A 20,899-nucleotide genomic window follows, 5' to 3' on the forward strand; every position below is an offset into this window, starting at 1 on the left:
CAACGGAAACTAAAAAAACTGACGCCGGTAGAGTACCGACGCCAGTTTGCAGCCTAGGGTCTTTTTATAGTGTCTATTAAATGGGGTCTTGACCATGGGTGAAGGGGTGCTTATATTCTAACGTCTGCAGAAAATCGGAAAATTCTACTCGCCACTCTTCAATTCGCTCTACGTAATGATCAGGGACATAAAAATAGTGGCCATCCGGGCTATAATATGAAATCTTCATTATCATTGAACAAACCTCCTTCTGACTTACCGTTCCGGTTGTAACTTCATATACAAACTCACAGTTTTAAGATTTCCATGCCTTCCCTGAGTTCTTCCGTCACAACAGTACTAAATTCAATGCTATTCGCCAGTTCACTTTCCGTCTTATGTACAAGGTAGTAGGAGTACTTCTGCATCAACTCATGCTGGTTTAATTCAATCGGTAGTTTAATGATCTCTATCTCATCCGATCCAGCATGGAATCGGTATCCTCGCTCTCCACGCCCTACTTTCATCACCGTTTTGATCACGAATAACTCATCTCGTGTAGAGCTATTGATCAACTCAGATCTCTTCTGTTCCAGATCAAGTACAGCCTTATCATCGACATCTTTGCTTTTGAATGCTGCAATCTCATTCTCAACTTCTATAATAGCTCTCATTCGGCTAGCCAGTTGTGTAGCTAATGAATACAATTGATGTCCTCCTGTTCAGTTGACGAACATGCCTGCTCACTAATGATCCATATGATGAGAGGCTTGATCCAGCATTTGCAGTACTCCCATGATAAGAAATAAGCATGACATCATGATGAGCGAGTATCCGATCCATCGGGATGCCGTACGATCCATCATACGACGATTCGAGGTATGCGTTACATAACGCGGACTAACAATAAACATAAGACCTACGCCAATGATCAGAAGAGCCATATAGAACATGTAAATCCCCCCCTCTAAGTGCGTGTTAAAAAAGGTCGGTTTTCAGTACCGAGAAGCTGGGATGAAGATAGAAATGGAGTAGCGGAACGTAGGCAAAACTACGTGAGCAACTACATTGTTTCCGAAGGAAACAAGCTTCGTAAGCATCCACTTATTTCGGCTGAATTCCATATCGGACGCTGAGATGCCGCTCGCGCATCCTTCGTAATCAAAAGCGGACTTTTTGAACAACCTCTTTAGGTGTGACTTTTGTTTGCATCATATCGTTTCTTCACAGTACGCTCAGGTTCACCTGCTATCATCCGTTTCACCCCACTAACCAACGCAAAGAGAACATACCCAATGATTCCACCCGCAGTATTGAGGATAAGATCATCCACATCAAATACACCCATACCGGTCAATAGCTGTGTCACCTCATAGGCCAGACTGAGCAGTAGAGATAACACCAACACGCTTGCCCCCGCCAACAACTTGTTACCCATTAGCACAGGAATAAATATACCTAGTGGAATAAAAGCGAGCACATTGCCAAACAGATGAATGGCACTACCCGGTCGACCCAACGACACACTATGCCAGTCTCTTGCAATCTCCTGAAATGGCGTTAAGTTGACAATTCGTGTATGAATAAGGTCTGGCTCTTGCATGAGCAACTTAAGTTGAGTCAGTACCAATTTAATATCAACCGGGTTACCTTTAAATAAGATCAGCTTAGTTAACAGATATAGATAGATGACCAAAGCGGAGATCCATAAGAGTTGGATTAATATTTTTTGGGTTTTCATGATGGAACCTCCATTATATTGTACGATTGCGAGTATGCAAATGTTGCGATGTTACTGGTAATGTTACTCCTTCACCGTCACGACGACGCCGTCCATGTTATCGCCCGATATCTCATATGAACGGTTCTCAGGGATGTATACCGCCTGTTCTCGGGAAGCAGTGTAATAATGAACGTGATAGGTCTGACCCTCAACATCAACAGTCAGGCTCTTCTTGTCCTTAAGCAGCTCCAGATATTGCTCCAATGCCAAATTTCGCTGAACCATGACGGCACTATGCGGTAAACCTACATAACGAAAGTGCCAGGGTTCGTATTGAATCCCTGTAATATGTACCTTGTCCTTCGGATACCGTAAAATGAAACCATATTTCCAAGCATTCTGCTCCAGCCATGCCCCTTCTGGTGCTTCACTCATGGCGGCTAGTGTAGAGCCTACATCTACGGACAAGCCTAGATTATGTTCACTGTGCCCTGGAGGGAGCGCATAATCTAAACCCTTTTGCTCATACAATCGCGCTTGTTCTGCCAAGTCCCGATAACCACTACTTATAATAAAATATCGGACATCATCGTGGCCAGCGGCTTCAACCATCTTCTCGAACGCTTGGGCTACGTAACGCGATAACATGATGTTCTGATCCATCAAGCCGTATCCACGCACCAACTCGTTCTGTTCAGCTAAATTCACAATATCCGTTCTCATGCCCTCTGGATGAACAGGATACTCCGAATTAACGAGTAATAGATTACCTTTATGTACTTCATTTTTCATATCTACATGAATGGTTTGGGCGTATTGTGTATGAATCTCATTCGTATACTGAATCTCGATCATCGGTTCGGTCGGTTCTTGTAACCAAGCAGTTGATCTGCTAAAAATATAACCCACGGCAATGATACATATCAAAAATCCCCACTTTTTCATCTCCACGCTCCTCCTTTTCCTCATTAAATCAAGGATAGAAGAAACTAGTTAAATAAAAGCAGGGCAATTCTAAAGTTTTTCTTAAATTAGAGTGTTTCTTATAACTATTTCATTTGATTTGATTTCATTTAAATTCATTTATATTCACTTCACGCTAGCGCGGGGAGTCGAATCTCAAATACCGTCCGTACAACATCACTTTGAGCCGATATGGCTCCATCATGCTGCTCCACAATATTCTTTGCGATAAACAGCCCTAGACCTGTTCCACCCTCCTGAGGTGTCCGCGAGCGATCGCCGGTATAATACATATCGAATATATGGGGCAAATCTTCTACATCAATATGTCCTCCATAATTCATGACCTGAACGATGACTTGTCCCGCTTCATTACGCCCGTTAATATCTACGTATAGGCCGTCCTTACCGTGGCGGGCCGCATTAATCAAGAGATTTTCGAACACACGAGCAAGCAGCTCACCATCCCCGGAAATGATTAATTCGGGATCCACGTTCAATCGAGTAACCAAGTGGTTCTTTTCAAATACCGGATACAACTCCTCACTCAACTGTCGGAGCAATTCGCTAATATCCAGTCGCTTTTTCTCAAGTGGTAACATGCCGTAGTTCATTCGTGTAATTTCAAACAAATCATCAATTAGTTTCTCTAAACGCTGGGACTTGGTATATGCAATGGAAGTAAAATGCCTAACCTGCTCCTCTGTAAGTTGATCATCCTTCACCAATAGATCTAGATAACCTAACACGGAGGTTAAAGGGGTTCGCAGATCATGTGCTAGATTCACCACCAGCTGATCCTTGCTGTTCTCTGCAAAATCACCCCGCTCTACCGCTTCCTTGAGCTTGAGACTTGCTAAATTAATATCCTCGGCAATGGTTCCTAATTCGTCTTTGGAGGAGATCTGCACCCGATGCTGAAAATCTCCATTGGCCAAGTGTCTTATACCTACAGAGATGTCTTTAAAGTAGGTAACATAGGGTTTGGTAAACCAGAAGAAGAACAATATTGCAAGTGGAATGAACAGGAGTAAGAAAAAATAAATATCCCCAATGCTCTTCATAAAATGACGATACTCAGCAAGCTGATCTTCTGCCCGCACTCCCGAATAGAAGTATTGCATCAGTTTGTACACACCATAGGTAATCGCACCAGAGGCGAGCATACTCAGCCCAAGTAACAGAATCATCGTTGTTCGAAAACTTCTACGTTTATTCATTGAATGTGTACCCCACACCCCAAATTGTTTTGATAAACTTGTTCTTGTCTATGTCTTCACCAAGCTTCTTACGCAGAGTTCGAATATGAACCATAACGGTATTACCGCTCTCATAATACGCCTCTCCCCACACTTGTTCAAAAATGCTCTCTGCACTAAAGACCTGTTTGGGATGGCTAGCAAGCAGATATAAAATATCGAATTCCTTCGGTGTTAACTCTACAGGCTTGCCGTAGAGCATAACACTATGCTGATCGGGAGAGATCACAAGCCCACCCTTCTCGAGAACAGAGCGCTGGACAGATGGTGCCTGACTGAATTGAAGCGAACGGCGTAGCTGTGAATTCACACGGGCAACCAGCTCCATCGGATTAAACGGCTTCGTCATGTAATCGTCCGCACCCATCACAAGTCCCGTAATTTTGTCCATATCCGAGGTCTTCGCGCTCAGAAAAATAATAGGCATATGGTGCTGCTCCCGAATTTTGCGGGTCACCTCATATCCGTCCATACCAGGCATCATAATATCCAAAATCGCTAAATCTATCGCTTGTGTCTGAACAGCCTGAACCGCTGTTTTCCCATCGAATGCTTTGATGACATGATATCCTTCTTTTTGCAGGTGCAAAGCAACCAAATCCGCAATCTCAACTTCATCATCTGCAATCAAAATCGTAATACGTTTCATTGCCTATTCCACTCCTATATGTGATAGTGGGCAGTATAATCTATCTGAATCTAACATAATCAACGATCGAAAGGAAACCCACTCATGAAACTGGATCGTTTATTAGCCATCGTGGTTCTGCTGGTCAATCGAGGTCGTGTACAGGCCAAAGATTTGGCGGATACGTTTGAAGTGTCTATCCGTACCATTTATAGAGATATCGACACACTGGGTCAAGCTGGCATCCCTGTCGTTACGTATCAAGGCGCTAGTGGCGGAATTGGTCTTGCAGATGGCTATCGGCTTGACCGTAACGTGCTGACAGATCAAGATCTGGCATCAATCGTGACCGCACTTCGTAGTATCTCTACTTCTCATAGCAACGTGGCACGTGATCTCTTGGTGGAGAAGCTCAGCAGTATTGTACCTGAAGCCAAAAATGAAGATTTCCAGTCCAATACGAGCCGCTTCATTGTCGATTATTCAACTTGGACACATCCCGAAGCATTGCAGATCAAGCTTCAGTTGATCGAATCGGGGATGGACCAGTCACGGCTCATCACCTTCACCTATTGCAGTGCTGGAGGAGATCAGACGATCCGAACTGTTGAACCCCACACGCTGGTGCTCAAGCGACATTCTTGGTATCTCTATGCATTCTGCCATGAGCGGAATCAATTCCGCATGTTCAAGCTAGTCCGTATGCGAGATGTAACCCTTGCACAAGGGTATTTTGAGCGAAGGCTTATACAACCACATGACAGACCCTGGCAGCAAGAATGGGTGGCACCCGACAACCAGGCTCCTCTGACCCTACGATTCCACGCTCGTGCCCGTCATCTAGCAGAAGAATGGTTTGGCATTGAAAATGTCATTCCCGATGGAAACGGATATTACATCAGTCAGGTCGCCTTTCCAGAAGATAACTGGCTGTACGGCTTCATTTTGGGCTTTGGAGCAGATGTCGAGGTGTTAGAGCCAGAGCATATCCGAGTTACAATAAGGCAAATGGCAGAACAGATTGTACAAAATTATACTTCTGCATCTCAAACCTGACAGACTGCTGTCTAGTTCCTCTCGGTATACTTTCCATATATTCAGTTACAACTATCGAGGAGGAATTGATAATGAACACGACGTTATGCCAAAGCTGCGGTATGCCGCTAACAACTCCAGCACAGTTCGGAACAGAGGCTGATGGGAACGCTACAAGAGAGTATTGTATCTACTGTTATAAGGAAGGGCAATTCGAGCAGCCTAACATTCCACTAGAAGGTATGATTGAAATGTGCACCGCGATTCTCAAGGAGGAAGGCATGGATGAGGAGTCCGCACGATCTATGCTGCGGAATCAGCTTCCTTATTTGAAACGATGGAATGGCACTATAATGAGAGGAACCTCGGCAAGCTCAGGGGACGATTCAAATGATACATCTACGGAGTCGAATGGTCTGAGCGGTGCGCTTCTTGGATTGTCTGAGCCTGTTCGTTATGTCACACTTCCGGCGAAACGTCTTGCGGGTGTGTCTGCGAGAACAACCAATGCAATTGAGATCAGTGGCAAAGGCTGCATTCAAGGCTTGTGGAATCAGTATTTCTCCTCCGACCAACTACCTGCACCAGAGGTAGCTCGCTATGGCTGTTATAGTGACTATACAGACGGTATTACCGGGGAGTACACCATTCTGGTTGGTCACGAAGTGAATGTGGATGAAGTTTTGCCCGAGGATATGGATTCAGTTCATCTGCCTCCGGCTACTTACGCCGTGTTCACCTCCAGAAGAGGACCTATGGCAGAAGTTGTAGGTGAAGCTTGGGGAGCAGTATGGGCTTGGGCAGATCAGCATAAACGTACATTTACAGGGGACTTCGAGCTGTATGATGAACGTAGCATCGACCCTGAGAATGTTCAGGTAGATGTGTATATTGCTGTTCAATCCATGCAATAGATTGTGATTTTATGTGATAGCAATGACTAATCATAAGTTTATACTCTAGATTCATATTGAGCGAGCTATCGGAGGAATCCGATGGCTCTTTGTTATGTGTACTTTTAGCGAATGGAGGTCACTTATTAGAGTCAGATCAACGCCAATGGCTTATTATTTGCGCAAATAGATAACCCTACTCCCTCCAAACAACGGTCTAAGGTACCAAGTTACTTAGCAAATCCCGTACCTATTCAACCAGACAATATGTCTTAATTAGAGCATGGTTGACTTATCTAAAATTGGGTCTATTCACTTAACAACCGATTCTATCCTCCCATATGTCCGCTTCGAAATACAGTCCTTTATTCCTGAATTTCCCTAAAAACGTTTACATCTCTCAAATACCGGGTAAAATCACTACAATCCAATTGGAATTACATCATAAATTTGCTCGTTTCATATAACAAGTCACATGTACCTATATAGGTATAAAACATGAATACATAGAAAATGCATCAAAGGAGGAACCAAGATGATCCGCATGCCTATTCAGCAAATGATCCCGTATCACCACCAATATCCGCGCAACACGGCGACCAATGCTCCAAAAAAGGAGAATGAGAGCACTCAAGGCCTATCCTTTCATGAAATTTTGCAGCAAAAGATCGCCAATAAGAACGCTACGCCATCTATGCGCTAATATATTACGGCGTAACCGTCTCTTGTTCTTATTCGGTTACAACCAGCTTACCGTCCTTCCAGAACGCTAGGGATGACGGTTATTCGCTGTTGTCGAGTACACAACGATCAGATCGGATGATGAACTACTAACAAGTGATAGCCTTCGTCCTCACACACGAGGCAGACCCTTCATGTGACGGTTTACCTGGCATTGTACGAGCGTATACCGTATGTACAGTGCCCTGTCCACCCTCTATAATGGTTAAAATACTCAGGCAAGCCTAGGTTGCTCACAGGTAGCTGAAGCCATTAGGGGGAAGATCACCATGATTACCATTAGTTGTTTTCACGCTCACTATTCCAACATTGCACTTATCGAAGAAGCTCTCTCTGCCTATGCGGTTGAACTCGTACATTATGTTGATCCCGGGCTGGATCGGCTTAAACATGATGTAGGCTTCTCGGACACAATAACGAAGGACAAAGTATCCCAAACCCTGCAATGGATTGAACGCTGCCATACCGATGCCATTCTTGTGACCTGCACCCTGTTTGCTGCTGTTCTGGAACAGGAAGCACGGGAGATTGCCATTCCTGTCATCGGCATTGATGACCCACTGTTAGCGGAGATACAGCGTGAGAACAAGGAATACATATTCGCTTTTACCAACCCGGCTACAGTTGAAGGTACGATGGCACGGGTGTATCAGGCTTTACAACAGGATTATGAGAAAGAGCCGAACTGTGTTACCGAGGTGCCTCAGCCAAAGGCCGTGTGTATTCCTGGGACGTTTCAATTGATTATGCGCGGTGACAAGGAAGGTTATCTTGCAGCAGTACGTGAAGGATTACAGTATATTGCTGGGCAGCATCCCGGCAAAACGGTAGTCGCAGCCCAATTATCCATGGCTCCTGCTGCTGCGCTTGTCCAGGCAGACACGGGTATTGCGATCCATAGCCCTTTGGCATTGCTTGCAACGTATTTGGAGAAGAAGCTAGGCATAGCACCGCATTGAATGTTGGAATGGGGAGTAGATTAGGGCGTTAGTTTTTCGGGTTCAGCCAATAATGATTCCAGAGGTGTAATTAAGAATTTCTATTATTAATAAGGCCTTTATTAAATAATATTTTATATGTATGAGGTAAAATAAAACATATAGAATTAAATTCAAAAAAGAGAACGATTTAAAAATCGTTCTCTTTTACACATTTTACTTAATGAGAGAGGTGAATAAGTAAATGCGATTTTTATATACTCTTATCTTGTTCCTAGTGGGTATGGGCTGTTCTGCACTTCTGCATACTGGTAATCTTAAGCTGTCCGACGGGGTCCTGTTTGTCATCGCAGGCATCCTATTTCAGATTTGGCGTAAGTTGGATTGAACCCAAACGTTAAGTTGAATTGGAATTCGGCCTTTCAAAACATTAATATTAAAGCTATGGAAGCCTGTCATCTCCGAATTTTATTAGGAACGTGTCCGATATTCCTCAGCCTTCGCCTGCATCCCTGCGGCTACCGCATCATCTTCGGACAATCCCTTGTCTGCGGCAAATGCACGAATATCTTGCGTAATTCGCATACTACAGAACTTCGGCCCACACATCGAGCAGAAATGGGCTTCCTTAGCTCCCTCAGCAGGCAATGTCTCGTCATGGTAAGAGAGCGCCCGTTCAGGGTCAAGCGACAGGTTGAATTGGTCACGCCAACGGAACTCGAATCTAGCCTTGGACAGTGCATCATCTCGGCGTTGAGCTCGTGGGTGACCTTTGGCTAGGTCGGCGGCATGCGCAGCAATCTTATAAGCAATGACACCCTCGCGTACATCATCCTTGTTAGGCAGCCCCAAATGTTCCTTCGGTGTAACATAACAGAGCATGGATGTCCCGAACCAGCCAATCATCGCCGCTCCAATGGCTGAAGTAATGTGATCATAACCTGGAGCAATGTCCGTTGTCAGGGGTCCCAAAGTATAGAACGGAGCCTCTTTACAGATTTCCATCTGTAGATCCACATTCTCTTTAATTTTGTGCATCGGCACATGCCCTGGACCTTCAATCATCACCTGTACATCATGCTTCCATGCAATCTGCGTTAACTCGCCCAGCGTAGCCAGCTCTGCCATCTGAGCTTCGTCATTGGCATCATAGATACTCCCCGGACGCAGTCCATCTCCAAGCGAGAATGCCACATCGTACCTTTTCATAATTTCACAGATCTCTTCAAAATGCGTATACAAAAAGTTCTCTTGATGATGTGCCAGACACCATGCCGCCATAATAGATCCACCCCGGGACACAATGCCTGTCATGCGTTTGGCTGTCATCGGGATATAGCGCAGCAAGACACCTGCATGGATGGTGAAATAGTCTACGCCTTGCTCTGCCTGCTCAATTAGTGTGTCTCGGTACAATTCCCACGTTAGTGCTTCCGCTTCCCCATTGACCTTCTCCAGCGCCTGATAGAGCGGCACAGTACCGATCGGTACCGGAGAATTACGAATGATCCATTCCCGCGTGGTATGGATATCCTTGCCGGTAGAAAGATCCATAACGGTATCCGAGCCCCAGCGTACAGCCCAGGTCATTTTCTCCACTTCTTCTTCGATGGAGGAAGAGACAGCAGAATTCCCGATATTCGCGTTGATCTTCACATGAAAATGTCGACCAATCAACATCGGCTCACTTTCAGGATGATTGATGTTGGACGGTAGAATCGCTCGGCCACTGGCCAGCTCTTGTCGCACAAACTCCGGCTCTACTCCCTCACGAATCGCGGCAAACTCCATCTCTGGCGTAATGATGCCCTGGCGTGCATAGTGCATCTGCGTTACACATTGTCCAGCCTGCGCTCGCAGCGGCTTGCCACGCAAGCCTGGGTAGGCTTCAGCCCCGGTTCTCCTGCTCCCCGCCTTCAGCCCGTTATCTTCCGGTTGCACCGTACGCCCTGCATAAACCTCCACATCCTCACGCTCCGTAATCCAGCGTGTGCGCAATGCGGGTAGCCCTGCCCGGATATCAGCGTGAAAATCAGGGTCGGTCATCGGGCCGCTCGTATCGTACACACGCAGCGGCTCATTATGCTCCACCCCTTGGGGAGTACTCGTGTCATGAAGGGCTATTTCACGCTCAGGCACAGCAATGTCTGGACGTGAGCCCTGAATGTATACTTTACGGCTACCGGGAAAAGGTTGAATCCCTCCAGCCGTACCTGTTTCTTTTGCCACCTGTGCTTCTGTATTCCCTTGTCCCATCAATGGTTGTCCTGTACTCATCGTCTTTGTCTCCTCCTCATTGGTCTTCACGACTGCATCACTTCATTTCCATGCGGGCGCATCTAACCTGGAGACCATCCATACAAGGAGCAATGACAACCTTCCCTAGAGAGACAATATACAGTAAGACAACATACGGCAGAGAACGATTCATTCACCGAGCTCATTCGAATAGATTCCATAACCGATTCCAGCCTCGGTTCTTTCATCGAAAGTAACCCTAAAGCTAGATTCTGTCTCTGCTCACTGTATATAAAAAAGCCGGTTCCCGAGGGAACCGGCTATGTCCATCACCAATGATGTGCCGACTACCGAACTCTAATCGAGTCCAGCCATAGGTTACATCCCATTGATGTTCATGGTTAATTGGCCGATTACTTCCCTACGCTGGTATGATCCAGATCAGGTGCAAAGGGTCCAGAATCTCATGCGATTCCGTCTCAGTCCGGACAATTCGGACTCCCCTAGTAACGTTAACAAGTTGCGGCAAGTATACCGCAGTGTCATATTCAATTCATTAAGCCCCGCTTGGGCTGTCCATATCAGGATAGCTCAAACGAGAAGGAAAAACAACCTTTATGCTCCAGAATCAACAGATTCATCATGATATGCCTGTTCCTTAAGAGCGTTGTTGTTGAACACCCTCTTTAAGATAACATCAAGCCCATCTGAGCAGCTGCTTCCTTCAACACCGGCGCATACTCATGTAATGTCTCTTGTGATAGACGGCTGACAGGCCCTGATACAGACAATGCGGCAGCAATTTGGCCTTTGCGATCCATAATCGGCACAGATACCGCTGCAGCCCCAGGCTCACGCTCCTCATAGCTCGTTGCATAACCATGCTCCAGAATATCCTTCATCTGCGCTAGATAGACCTTAGGATCAATAAAGACAGGCCACTCCGGCCCATTCATCAGCTCCTCACGATCCTCTTCCGTTGCAAAGGCCATCAGCACCTTACTGGAAGCTCCTACGGATAAAGGAAGGCGCACACCAACAGGCGCTACACGCCGTATAGCCTGATCGCTCTGAACAGCTTGAATTCGAATCCGTTCACTACCATCGCGCAAATACAAGCTAACCGTCTCCCCGAGTCGATCTCTTAGACGCTCCATCGCAGGTAGAAGAAGAATGGCAGGATCATCGCTACGGGACATGTGCGCGGAAAGCTCCCAGATCCGGATACCAAGCCGATACTTCTCAGTAGCTGCATCCCGGATGACAAATCCACGTTCCTCTAAGGTTGCCATCAGCCGGTGAACCGTGCTTTTGTGCAGACCAATCTGGCTGGCAATCTCGGTAAGCCCCAGATCACTCCGCGTTGTGAAGCACAATAATATATCCAAGGCTCGTTCCACAGCCCTGACGGTCAACTTACGGTCTTCCATGACACTAAGCCTCCTCATGTTTCATCACATGAAACTTGGTTACATAAATTATATGAGAAACGATCTCATCTGTAAACTAAAAAGGGGCAAAATTCTCCTTTTTATAAGACTAAATCTCCCGCGATTTGTACACTTAGGAAATGTTAACCAGATTCTCTCGGAACTATATAACAATTGCGTAACAAATGCTGCCAATCAATTGACTTTGGTTATATAGGAACATACGATAAAGATATATTATGCATTTGTATCATTCGTTCCTGCGACTTAGGAACTACGTATATGAGTTGAATGGTTCTCGTTGTTATCCTCAATTTCATCTGAACTTATAAGGAGGGGCAATCATGTATTCGACATCCCAGAGCGAAGCCCCGCTGCAAACGAAAGTGTCCGATCTGCCTACTTCGTTATCGCCAAGGCTGATTCGGTTCAAGCATATTATCGTAGCGTTGCTGCTCTCCGTGGTATTTTTTCTACTCTTTTGTTTCATTGCACTACACGGTTACATTGCCTGGGTTTTATCCAACCCAACGGTAGCCCCTGTCTTCTCTAATCCGATGCAAGCGAGGAACATGAAGTATGAAGACATTACGTTCCCTGCGGCAGATGGAAGCCGAACGATGCAGGGCTGGTATATTCCTGCCGACAAAGATGTGAATAAAACGATTATCTTCAGTCATGGCTATGGTGCCAACCGTGAGGAAACCTGGGTTCCGATGTATGACCTTGCCCATTATGCGCACCAACTTGGATTTAACGTCATTATGTTCGATTATGGTTTTGCTTCTCAGGTAAATAAGGCTGTCGCTACAGGCGGCAAAGCGGAATCTCAACAATTGCTAGGTGCCATTCAAACGGCGAAGCAACGAGGGGCTCAAGAGCTCGTCGTCTGGGGATTCTCCATGGGTGCCGGCACAGCATTACAGACAGGCCTTCTCACTGAGGATGTCGATGCGATGATTCTGGACAGTACCTTCTTACTTGAACCAGATACGCTGTATCACAACATTCATAATCAGATCAATCTTCCACGCCAACCTACACTTGAGATTATGAAGCTGCTGTTCCCGGTTCTGAACGGCACTGGATTACAGCAAATTCCGTATCAAGAGGTCAAAAAAGAGGATTATCCTTTCCCGATTTTCTTCATTCACGGTACGGAAGATGAGAAGGCGCCTTATCCAATCGCGGAGCTGCTCGCCGCCAATCAGACCAATGCAAATTCAGAGGAATGGATCGTGGACGGAGCCCATCATGAGTTAATTTTCCGTGAGCATCCCAAAGAATACCTGCGCCGCGTATCTACTTTCCTGAGCCATGTAACGAAGACCACCAGTGACGATCTGGACAGATATTAACATTTATGTCCTGAAGATATAACTTCTGACTACGAACTACGTAAGAGCCCTTATAGGGCTCTTTTTTTGTATACATAGGACAACATCATTTATGAATATATTGATGCGATGGCTATGCACGACATGTTCGAGGATAAAGAGACTGGGCAGTTTTAGCCTAATTTCAATGTTAAAAATGGATTCGGAATCATATCACTGATGGGAGGATGCTTGGTTATGCAATGGAAAGGATATGGGCCGCTCTTACCCCTGCGTATACTCGAAGAAATTCGTTTCTGGAAAGAGCAAGAGAAAGAGCACACCCTTGTTATTCGTACACTTGTACCTGACTTAGAGCCTGAATATGTCAAACTACTGGAGGAATGGGAGGTAGCATTTTCAAACAGTGAACACACGGCTAACCAGCTTATAAAACAAGTATTACCCGGAACTCACTCTCCCGCCCCCTATATTCTTCGTAGCGTAGAACAGTTAGTGTCTGCGAGCATAGCGCAGTCCAGAGAGTTCATCCGGCAACTCTATGTTTTATTGGAGCAGAGTGCTGCGGTGCAGGCCGTACCCTCTGCCAAAACCGTCATTCTACATTTCATCCGGGAATCAGAGTACTTCCTTGGTGTGTTAGATACACTTCGTGGCCCCGGACTCTTGAGAGACTCAGCAACGGATGCCCCTTTTACGCTGGACAGTCTCCTTCAATCATCCCAACGAGAAAGCGTAGAGAAGCCTGCAGCTACATCGTCTAAAGAAACCTCTAATGCTTCTGCATCTGCTACTCAGACTCAAAACTCTCCAGCAATTCACTCAGCCCCCACACAAACAAGCGATAGCACCATCACTTCCGTAGCTGCAACACCACCTGTTAAGGAGCGCCCTGTACCGATTGGCGGGCATACCTTACCACCACTGCCTTATGCGTACAACGCCTTGGAGCCACATATTGATGAGCTGACCATGCGCATTCACCATGATAAGCACCATCAATCCTATGTAGACGGATTAAATACCGCTGAGAAAAAATTAGCAGAATCCAGGAAAAAGAACAATTTCGAACTCGTAAAACACTGGGAACGGGAACTCGCCTTTAATGGGGCAGGTCATTACCTGCATACCATTTTCTGGACGATCATGAGCCCTCAGGGTGGCGGCAAACCATCCGGTATGCTGGCTGAACAGATCAAACGTGATTTTGGCAGTTATGAAGCATTCAAGAACCAATTCACAGAAGCGGCCAATAAAGTAGAAGGCAGTGGCTGGGCTATGCTTGTCTGGAGTCCACGGGCACATCGTCTTGAAATTTTGCAAGCAGAAAAGCATCAGAACCTATCTCAATCCGACATTGTTCCGCTTCTCCCTCTGGATGTGTGGGAGCATGCGTACTATCTGAAGCACCAGAATGAACGCAAAAAATACATTGAGGATTGGTGGAAAGTCGTCTACTGGCCTGCAGTAGCTGAGCGATACGAGACGGCAAGAAAGCTACTTTGGCCACCTTATTAAAGGCTCTTATGATTTTTAAAGTTTTTCCACTCTAAGAACGACTCCATCAGCAAGAGACAACATAAATAAATATGTCAGACCTCTTTAAGCCTGATGCTTCACAATATAAATGTAAAAAAGAGATATCTCCAGCCGAATGACTGAAAGATATCTCTTTGCATTATTTGAACATAACTATAAATGTAACGATCTATTTGCGGATAGAAGCTGCTTCAATCGCTGCATAAGCCCAATGTGTGGCAGGTACATCCGACCACTGTCCTACTGCATCTGTTGCAACTTGAAGACCAATCAGCTTATTCAACATCGTCACGGCTTCAGCGCGAGTTATTGGCTGACTTGGACGGAACGTGCCATCTGTGTAGCCAGTAACTATTCCCGCTGAACTCAATTGTTCTACTGCCTGTTGTGCCCAATGCCCGTTTACATCGGTAAATGTTGACGGCACAGCAGTCATCAGATCAGATGTTACTAGCGGCTGTAACAGAGCAGCCATTTCTGCACGAGTAATTGCTTGATCTGGCTTGAAGCTGCCATCGTTGTAGCCTTGAACATAACCGGATTGAGCTGCTGCTGATATAGCTGATTCTGCCCAGTGACTGGAGTTCACGTCTGTAAAACGATGACTGTCTTCCAGTGTGCTTGCTCCTGTAATACGTGTAATTAATGTTGCCATTTCTGCACGAGTTACATTACGCTCTGGTCGGAAACTTCCATCAGTATACCCTTGAATATATGGCTGAGCTTTCAAGCTGTTGTCCGTCCAGTCTTTCACTTTAACAACGGAGAACGTACTGAATTTGTTGACTTGAATCTCAATACCCTGTTGATTATCATTGTTTATCGTAACGAGTTTACCGTGCACAAGCTCCTTCGTTCCATCGCTGTGCTCAATATATACGCCTAACTCCTCAGAATTCACACCTGCGATCTGACTAGCCTCTACAGGCAATACGAGCGTTACAGGTCTGCTCTGCAAATTCGTTTCAATCGTCATTGGACGACCGAGAATCTGGATATTCGTTGTGCCTACAACTTGAGTTATTGTCTCATTGCTTTGCACTCTCGTTTGGATTTCTGAACGTTCAGTCTCTTTTTTCACCGGTACAAGACGGAAATAAATATCATCAGTACGTCCAAGCAAGGAACTTGCCGGGATCGTAATCTTCACGTTTGGATTGGAGATAACGAGATCCACACCTTGCTCAGCCAGCATTGCTGACGATTGTGGAGAGAGATTAAGATCCCACTGCGATACTTCATCTTTGGTATCTGGAATCAAGACAACCGCCGTGTGGGAGCCTGTCCGTTTCAATTGGTCGATAATAGTTTGTGTTTTGCTCTTATCAAGCAGTAGCTCATCCTTAATCGTACCATCTGTACTCCGTGTACGACTAATTTCCAGAGAAGCGATTGTTGAAGCTTGATTCCCATTCTCCACATCCACTTTAATTACTTCTTTCTGTGGAGCTTGTGGTGTGGTAGGTGTAGGACTTGTAGTCACAGGTGCTGGTGAAGGCGATGGTGTTGGCGTTACAGGGATAGGTGTAATAACTCCCCCGCCTCCTCCATTACCTGGCGTTTCTGGATTGGATGGAGTGATGTTAATCTTCACTGAATTAGAAATTCCATATTCCGATTCGCCGCCATCATATACAGCTTTAACAGCGAATATATATTTTTCGCCTTCTTTAAGATCTTTAATTTCCCAACTACTATTCAAAATATAAGAAGTTACAAGTACCCATTGTGAAGGATCTGCTGGTGCTGATGAACCTTCGTACATATAGACCGAAGCTACGCCATTCATGATTGGACCCCAAGTTAACGTAACCTTTTTATCTCCCTTTGTTGCCACTACATGCTGCGGTACAGGAAAATTCGGGTCTGGGTCTGGGTCTGGGTCTGGGTCTGGATTAGATCCACCACCATCATTACCACCACCTGTATTCTCCTCTTGTGGGATCACAACGTTAGATGCAACATAATCTGAATTCACCTCTTCAGAAGCATACGATCTAACTGCAAATACATAAGATTCACCATTCGTCAGCCCACCGATATGTCCATCGATGTAACTGTCCGTTACATTTGTCCACAGATCTGGATCTTCAGGTGCTGCTGTTCCTTGGTACATATACACGCGATAATCTAGTTCTGGTTCTGTAGTCCATTCAATAGCAGCCTGACCATCCCCCGGTGTAGCTACTACGTTTTGTGGAAGAGGCGTTGAGTTTGCAAGCGTTGGATATCCTCGATCTCCCATGTTCTTGAGCTGACCATTCTTATCTTCTACCGCCAGGAACACACGGTACCAAGTGTTCTCGTCCAATCCTGTGAACAAGAACGACTTCTCTTCATTGGCTTCTAGATCAACATAAGATTGATTAGCCAAGGCATGTAATTTAGTATCTTCGTCAGACTGTCCTACGATTTCCCCATCATATAATTGATTGTCAAAATAAAATCTACCACCTTCATTAAGCTTCACTGTAACTTTAGATGTGGACTGAGTAACTGTTCCATACGTAGGATATGGGTACAAATAATTTATTGTAGGATCAGGTAGCGGTGGAGTCGGTGCATACATCAGCTTGGATGACTGCAAAATCGGATACCCGTCATTAATACGTTGTCTGAATGTCCAAACTCCATCGAAATTCCATCCACTGAAATTAGATTGTTGTTTCATCTGTTCAGTAGTAAGAGCTGTTGCATAATCAGAACCATTCTGTTGGTTCGTACTAATTTTGTTCAAATCAAAATAATTATTGAAAATAGTCACTTGATCTGTTGAACCTTTCACTTTGCCGATGACTGACCCTATCGTCTGATCATCAATGGGTGATGATACGCCATTAGAGAGGTCAACTGCGAGAGATGCAGCGACATAATTATTCTGAATAATTACTTGGATATCATCATTACGACCATTTTTTCTTACTTCACCAATCAGACCTCCAATAGTCTCAGCAGAAAATTCATCCTCACCTGCGGCATAAGTTTTTACAGAACCAACCACATAGTTATCTTCAATGGTTTGGTTTAGTTTAGACTCAGATTCATAATTAAGTTCACCAATCAAGCCGCCGACCTGATAATTACCTATCACCTGTCCTGAAGCGTAACTCTGACGAATGGTATTATCATTCGATTCTCCGATCAGTCCACCTATCGTCTGATAACCACTCACTGTACCTTCAGCAGCATTTGCAATGACTGTACTCTCGTAAAGTTCTCCAAATAATCCCCCGAGAGAATAACCATACTCATCTAAGGTGCTCACCACGACGTCAGTACTATTATTAATATATTCACTATTATTGGAATACCCTGCAATGCCTCCTAATCTTCCATTTCCTTGTATATGCCCACTGATATGCACGCCCTCGATACGTGATCGTGAAATACTACCTGCAAGCCCACCTACCGACGCATTCCCTGTGAAGGATACATCATTTAATATAAGATTTTTAACCTCAGCATCATATAAATCAGAGAACAGCCCCACATCATACTGAGTTTCATCTGTTGTTCTCAAACCAGAAATGGAATAACCATTTCCATCGAACCTACCTGTAAAAGGCATACGCTCATCTTCTATCATGTCAACAATTGGAGTCCAAGATCCTCCATTTAAATATGTGCTCATAGCTGCTTCAGAAATATCATTCTTCAACTTGTAATTGCCATCCAAATCCTCAACCACACAAGCTAATTCTTCAGGCGTACTGATGAGCTTCCATTCCACACCATCAGAATCTGTTTCCGTTTGATAATAACAACTCTTGGCCTGTACCACTCCTTGTTGGAACAAACCTGGTAGCAAACCTAAAACCATAAGGAACGTCAATAACACAATCCCTATGCGTCTATGAAGCCCAGAACGCTTCCCTTGATCCTTTTTATGCATGTTTGAATCTTCCCTTCTCTTTCTTTATGTGAGAAGAGTATACCTGTCAGCTCTGAACGGATTCTGAACATTTTCGACATTTTTCGCGAAAAAGAGCTTTTCTCGCATTTTTGCAAAAAATATTTTCAAATATGAATGATTTTTTCATTTTCGCGCGTTTTACAACACAAAAAAAGCAAGCCTCTATACCAGAGACCTGCTTATCATTAGAACCTATCCGTGCAAGACATTCACTTAAGAAGCGCAACCTTCACACGCAACATAGTTGTCGCCAACTTGTTTGCTGATTGCGATAAGATCGCCTAGCTTAATATCTTCCTCGCCTGTAAACTCTAGGTCAGCAATCCGCGCAATAATTAATGCAGCAGCTTCTTCTTTGCTTGTAGCCATCTGACTGAATTCAGACTTTTCGCCCGAAGATACAACCTCGTACTCAAATGTATATCTCAATGTTTCCATTCTGTCACTCTCCTTCCGAAATCACATCATATCATCTCTATTAACCAATTCCAAGTCAGTGTATTCCAATCGAATCATTCTAATCATATCGTAATTTCATCTGCTGCATCGTCTGTTCAACCGTCTCCCGGTTCACAGTCAATACTCGGCTCGTTTCTGCCGAAGGATACTGGTCACGTAGTGTGCGCACCAAGGAAGCTGTATATGCCGCCGCAGAGGGAACACCGGCTAGCTCTTGCAGACTCGCCATCGTACCTGAATGTACATCCGGATAGCCTGATTTCATCCCATTGGCTGCTTGCTCATAGAAACGTCTTACTTCTGCGGCAAGCACATCGCCCTTGCCTTCCACGATCACAAACGCAGTAATAATGTAAGCCTTAGCCTGTCTTCGCTGTGCGATTCCGCAAAATTTCAATCCCCCGACACTAACATCATAGTCCCCTGGGCAAAATGCACCTTCGACTTCTCCCGTCTGAGCCTGATTGGACCATGGATTCAGAGAACGGGCAATCAAGGCAGCCATATGGCGGAAATCATCATGAATATTGATTGCGTGCCTAGGATTAGGCAAGATTAGCGATAAGTTAACCACACCTGGATTGAGTGGAACCGCCGCACCGCCAGAAGGTCGAACACAGACGGAGCTCCCTTCATTTCGGATACGTTCCATGGCCTCTACTGCATGTGGCAGTTTGCGATCACGCAAACCAGCAACAAATGCATCCGTATGCCGCCAAATATGAGCCACCGGTTCATGCCCCTGTCCTACAAGTCGACACATCACTTCTTCCCAAGCAAAAGCCTCAAGTACACTTCTATTTGATCCCATAAGCGGTGTCTCCCATATCTGAAGACGGCTGGGTGGACGATGTTCCGACGAACTCTGCTCCATTGTTTTACCAAATCGATCCTCTGGTGTTGAAGGTACACTCATAGAAGACAGCCTCCGTTATATATAGATGAATGAGAGCCTACAAGTCATTATACATTCTCGAACCAACCATAACTCACACCACAATTATAAAATAATTTCATATAAATAAGCCGGGTTCCTGAGGGAACACGGCTTATTATGGTACAACCTCAGATGCTTGCTCTATAATGCGCTGCTCCGCATACAGACATTCGAGTTCGTCCTAATGCGAAGCAGCAAGGTAGAACGCAGGTGAGAGTATGCAGCTTGTCTATTAAGCCAAGCTCAGCCTCAATCTTTAACAAGTGACAGGAACTCGGCACGCTGTGCAGGGTTCTCACGGAAGGAGCCACGTACGGCAGACGTTACCGTCTTGCTGCCCGGTTTCTTCACGCCGCGGGAACACATGCACAAGTGCTCGCCTTCCACAACGACCATAACGCCGTGAGGCTCAACTGCCTCTGTCAAAATATCAGCGATCTGTGATGTAATACGTTCTTGAACCTGGAGGCGACGCGTTACCGCTTCGACCAAACGAGCCATTTTGCTAAGACCAACGATCTTGCCGCTTGGCACATACCCAATGTGTACCTTACCAAAGAACGGCGCCATATGGTGCTCACATTGGCTATAGTAGACGATATCCTTAACGATAACCAACTCTTCATGATTCTCGTCAAAGGTTACCCCCAGCACATCACGTGGATCTACCTCATACCCACCAAAAATCTCTTCATACATCCGGGTTACGCGTGCAGGCGTTTCAAGCAGCCCTTCCCGCGTACTATCCTCGCCAATCAATTTTAAGATCTGTTCCACATGGTACTCGATCTTCTCCCGATTGTCGGATACTTTTGAATTCAAATAATCTTTCACGCCAGCCACTGCCGAACGCCTCCTTTCGAACCACATAGTGTAAAGCAGTTACC

19 protein-coding genes and 1 riboswitch are annotated in these 20,899 nt (G+C 45.3%); of the genes, 6 read left to right on the forward strand and 13 right to left on the reverse strand.

Annotated features, from left to right (window positions below; genetic code table 11):
• Positions 1-76: 76 nt before the first annotated feature.
• The 7 genes from ASD24_RS30345 to ASD24_RS15175 form a co-directional block, all read right to left on the reverse strand.
• The gene (locus tag ASD24_RS30345) at positions 77-235 is read right to left on the reverse strand and encodes a hypothetical protein (RefSeq protein ID WP_156395467.1); all 159 of its coding nucleotides are present in this window, start codon (positions 233-235) and stop codon (positions 77-79) included.
• A 52-nt stretch (positions 236-287) separates the two neighbouring features.
• Positions 288-686: a hypothetical protein gene (locus ASD24_RS15150; RefSeq protein ID WP_056697151.1), complete on the reverse strand. Its 399-nt coding sequence runs from the start codon at positions 684-686 to the stop codon at positions 288-290.
• A gap of 39 nt (positions 687-725) precedes the next feature.
• The gene (locus ASD24_RS15155; RefSeq protein ID WP_056697153.1) at positions 726-932 is read right to left on the reverse strand and encodes a hypothetical protein; all 207 of its coding nucleotides are present in this window, start codon (positions 930-932) and stop codon (positions 726-728) included.
• 236 nt (positions 933-1,168) lie between these two features.
• Positions 1,169-1,720 (reverse strand): VanZ family protein, encoded by a 552-nt coding sequence (locus ASD24_RS15160; RefSeq protein ID WP_056697155.1) that lies wholly within the window; start codon positions 1,718-1,720, stop codon positions 1,169-1,171.
• Positions 1,721-1,783: 63 nt separating this feature from the next.
• The gene (locus tag ASD24_RS15165; protein WP_056697157.1) at positions 1,784-2,647 is read right to left on the reverse strand and encodes a M15 family metallopeptidase; all 864 of its coding nucleotides are present in this window, start codon (positions 2,645-2,647) and stop codon (positions 1,784-1,786) included.
• Positions 2,648-2,796: 149 nt separating this feature from the next.
• On the reverse strand, positions 2,797-3,885 hold the full coding sequence (locus ASD24_RS15170; protein WP_056697159.1) for a HAMP domain-containing sensor histidine kinase: 1,089 nt from the start codon (positions 3,883-3,885) through the stop codon (positions 2,797-2,799).
• Positions 3,878-4,573 (reverse strand): response regulator transcription factor, encoded by a 696-nt coding sequence (locus tag ASD24_RS15175; RefSeq protein WP_056697162.1) that lies wholly within the window; start codon positions 4,571-4,573, stop codon positions 3,878-3,880. Before ASD24_RS15175 ends, ASD24_RS15170 begins: the two co-directional genes overlap by 8 nt.
• Before the next feature lie 84 nt (positions 4,574-4,657).
• Here ASD24_RS15175 and ASD24_RS15180 point away from each other — a divergent pair, with 84 nt between their 5' ends.
• The 4 genes from ASD24_RS15180 to ASD24_RS15190 all read left to right on the forward strand — a co-directional run bounded on the left by ASD24_RS15180 (position 4,658) and on the right by ASD24_RS15190 (position 8,180).
• Entirely contained in the window at positions 4,658-5,608 is a 951-nt protein-coding gene (locus ASD24_RS15180; protein ID WP_056697164.1) for a helix-turn-helix transcriptional regulator, read from the forward strand.
• Positions 5,609-5,679: 71 nt separating this feature from the next.
• The gene (locus tag ASD24_RS15185; RefSeq protein ID WP_056697165.1) at positions 5,680-6,501 is read left to right on the forward strand and encodes a zinc ribbon domain-containing protein; all 822 of its coding nucleotides are present in this window, start codon (positions 5,680-5,682) and stop codon (positions 6,499-6,501) included.
• A gap of 514 nt (positions 6,502-7,015) precedes the next feature.
• Entirely contained in the window at positions 7,016-7,183 is a 168-nt protein-coding gene (locus ASD24_RS30350) for a hypothetical protein (RefSeq protein ID WP_156395468.1), read from the forward strand.
• A 307-nt stretch (positions 7,184-7,490) separates the two neighbouring features.
• Entirely contained in the window at positions 7,491-8,180 is a 690-nt protein-coding gene (locus ASD24_RS15190; protein WP_056697167.1) for a hypothetical protein, read from the forward strand.
• Between the two features lie 450 nt (positions 8,181-8,630).
• Here the strand turns inward: ASD24_RS15190 and thiC are convergent, their stop codons facing one another.
• Together thiC and ASD24_RS15200 are read right to left on the reverse strand one after the other, a co-directional pair.
• Positions 8,631-10,415, reverse strand: coding sequence for a phosphomethylpyrimidine synthase ThiC (gene thiC, locus ASD24_RS15195; RefSeq protein ID WP_235540597.1), 1,785 nt, complete (start codon positions 10,413-10,415; stop codon positions 8,631-8,633).
• A gap of 383 nt (positions 10,416-10,798) precedes the next feature.
• Positions 10,799-10,912: riboswitch (TPP riboswitch) on the reverse strand.
• A gap of 171 nt (positions 10,913-11,083) precedes the next feature.
• Positions 11,084-11,827 (reverse strand): IclR family transcriptional regulator, encoded by a 744-nt coding sequence (locus tag ASD24_RS15200; protein ID WP_056697171.1) that lies wholly within the window; start codon positions 11,825-11,827, stop codon positions 11,084-11,086.
• A gap of 344 nt (positions 11,828-12,171) precedes the next feature.
• On the opposite strand from ASD24_RS15200, the gene ASD24_RS15205 reads away from it, so the two are divergent.
• Both ASD24_RS15205 and ASD24_RS15210 read left to right on the forward strand, forming a co-directional pair.
• Entirely contained in the window at positions 12,172-13,185 is a 1,014-nt protein-coding gene (locus ASD24_RS15205; protein ID WP_056697173.1) for an alpha/beta hydrolase, read from the forward strand.
• A 216-nt stretch (positions 13,186-13,401) separates the two neighbouring features.
• Positions 13,402-14,682, forward strand: a complete 1,281-nt coding sequence (locus tag ASD24_RS15210) for a Fe-Mn family superoxide dismutase (RefSeq protein ID WP_056697175.1) — start codon at positions 13,402-13,404, stop codon at positions 14,680-14,682.
• Positions 14,683-14,872: 190 nt separating this feature from the next.
• Here the strand turns inward: ASD24_RS15210 and ASD24_RS15215 are convergent, their stop codons facing one another.
• From ASD24_RS15215 to folE, 4 genes are all read right to left on the reverse strand, one after another.
• On the reverse strand, positions 14,873-18,595 hold the full coding sequence (locus tag ASD24_RS15215) for an S-layer homology domain-containing protein (RefSeq protein ID WP_056697177.1): 3,723 nt from the start codon (positions 18,593-18,595) through the stop codon (positions 14,873-14,875).
• Between the two features lie 234 nt (positions 18,596-18,829).
• Positions 18,830-19,054: a hypothetical protein gene (locus ASD24_RS15220; protein ID WP_056697180.1), complete on the reverse strand. Its 225-nt coding sequence runs from the start codon at positions 19,052-19,054 to the stop codon at positions 18,830-18,832.
• 79 nt (positions 19,055-19,133) lie between these two features.
• Entirely contained in the window at positions 19,134-19,991 is an 858-nt protein-coding gene (locus ASD24_RS15225; RefSeq protein WP_156395469.1) for a lipoyl protein ligase domain-containing protein, read from the reverse strand.
• Positions 19,992-20,261: 270 nt separating this feature from the next.
• On the reverse strand, positions 20,262-20,855 hold the full coding sequence (folE, locus tag ASD24_RS15230) for a GTP cyclohydrolase I FolE (RefSeq protein ID WP_036668229.1): 594 nt from the start codon (positions 20,853-20,855) through the stop codon (positions 20,262-20,264).
• Between the last annotated feature and the right edge of the window lie 44 nt (positions 20,856-20,899).

This window comes from Paenibacillus sp. Root52 (assembly GCF_001426865.1).
Classification (GTDB): domain Bacteria; phylum Bacillota; class Bacilli; order Paenibacillales; family Paenibacillaceae; genus Paenibacillus.